Annotated in this window: 2 protein-coding genes; both read left to right on the forward strand. The window is 74.9% G+C overall.

The window, feature by feature from the left end; translation table 11 throughout:
- The first annotated feature begins 70 nt into the window (after positions 1–70).
- Positions 71–1,339 (forward strand): SfnB family sulfur acquisition oxidoreductase, encoded by a 1,269-nt coding sequence (locus DVH02_RS33835; RefSeq protein ID WP_114627656.1) that lies wholly within the window; start codon positions 71–73, stop codon positions 1,337–1,339.
- A 157-nt stretch (positions 1,340–1,496) separates the two neighbouring features.
- Positions 1,497–1,935 (forward strand): LLM class flavin-dependent oxidoreductase (locus DVH02_RS33840; RefSeq protein WP_114627655.1); only part of this gene is annotated, 439 nt, incomplete at its 3' end.

The raw sequence follows: 1,935 nt of genomic DNA on the forward strand, positions 1-1,935 counted from the left end.
CGTCCTCGGCGATGAGCTGCTGACCGGGGGACTGCCGCACGACGGGCTGATCCGCGACGCCCTGGGACCGATGATCGCGCCCTGGCTGCGCGCTCTCGGCGCCGAGGTCCTCGCCCTCGGTGACGACGCCGAGGCGCTCGCCGTCGCCGCCGCGCTGGCCGGGGAGTTCCGGGCCGGAGCGGCGGCGCGGGACGCGGAGCGGGCGCTGCCGCGCGCCGAGGTCGACCGGCTCTCGGCCTCCGGGCTGCTCGCGGTCTCCGTGCCGCGCGCGTACGGCGGCGCCGAGGTGTCCGCCCGTACGCTCGCGGAGATCTTCCGGCTGCTGGCGGCGGCGGATCCGAGCCTGGCGCAGATCCCGCAGAGCCACTTCGTCTATGTGAACGTGCTGCTGCGTCAAGGCACCGAGGAACAGCGGAAGTTCTTCCTCGGGGAGGTGCTGGCGGGGCGGCGGTTCGGCAACGCGCAGTCGGAGAAGGGCACCGCGCACGTCCAGGACATCCGGACCCGGCTGCTCCCGGGAGCGGATGGCGCGTACCTGCTGACCGGCGAGAAGCACTACGCGACGGGCGCGCTGTTCGCCGACTGGATCCCGGTGCTGGCGCGCGTGGGCGCGGGGGAGCGGACCGCGCGGGGTGCCGCGCGGGGTGCCGCGCAGGACGGTCCGCTCCATGTCGCGTACGTACGGAGCGACGCCCCCGGGGTGAGCGTCGTGGACGACTGGGACGGCATGGGGCAGCGCACGACGGCCAGCGGGACGGTGCGCCTCGCGGAGGTGGCGGTGGCCGCCGACCGGGTCGTACCGCACCATCTGACCTTCGAGGGGCCGCAACTGCACGGCGCTGTGGCGCAGTTGCTGCACGCGGCCATCGACGCGGGGATAGCCGCGGGGGCGCTGGAGGAGGCCGCCGCGTTCGTCCGTACCCGCAGCCGCCCGTGGTTCGAGGCGGTCGGCGAGGGCTACGGTACGGCGGCCGAGGACCCGCTGCTCGTCCAGCGCTTCGGCGAACTCGCCCTGGGCGTACGGGCATCGGCGGCGCTGCTCGCCGCCGCGGCCGACGCCGTGGACGCGGCCCGCGCCGAGCTGACGGACGAGACGGCCGCCGAGGCGTCGATCGCCGTGGCGGCGGCGAAGGCCCACGCGGCCGGGACGGCGGTCGACACGGGCAGCGCGCTGTTCGAGGTGGCGGGGACGCGGGCGGCCCAGGACGGGCTCAACCTGCACCGGTTCTGGCGCGACGCGCGCACCCACACCCTGCACGACCCGGTGCGCTGGAAGGTGCAGCACATCGGCCGGTACGTACTGACCGGGGCGCGGCCGCCGCGCCACGGCCTGCTCTAGCGCGCCCCCCTCCTCTCCCCCCTTCACGCACGCAAGCACGCACGCAAGCGAGCACGCACACGCACCCACACGCACCCACACGCACCCACACGCACAGAGCACGTACCACCTTCGCGCTTCCTGCCACCGCCGTTCCCCACGCCCGATGGAGACGTTCATGAGCCTCACCTTCCACTGGTTCCTGCCCACCTATGGCGACAGCCGCCATGTCGTCGGCGGCGGCCACGGCGTGGCCACCGGCGTGCCGGGCGCGGCCGGGGGCCGCCGCCCCGCCGACCTCGGCTATCTGACCCAGATCGCCCGCGCGGCCGAACAGCTCGGCTTCGAGGGCGTGCTCACGCCCACCGGCGCCTGGTGCGAGGACGCCTGGCTGACCACCGCGATGCTGGCGCGCGAGACGGAGCGGCTGAAGTTCCTGGTCGCCTTCCGGCCCGGTTTCGTGGCGCCGACGCTCGCCGCCCAGATGGCCGCGACCTTCCAGCGGTACGCCCCCGGCCGACTGCTGCTCAACGTGGTGACGGGCGGCGAGAGCCACGAGCAGCGCGCGTACGGCGACTTCCTCTCCAAGGAGGAGCGCTACGCGCGCACCGGGGAGT

The organism is Streptomyces corynorhini (genome assembly GCF_003346515.1).
Lineage (GTDB): Bacteria > Actinomycetota > Actinomycetes > Streptomycetales > Streptomycetaceae > Streptomyces > Streptomyces corynorhini.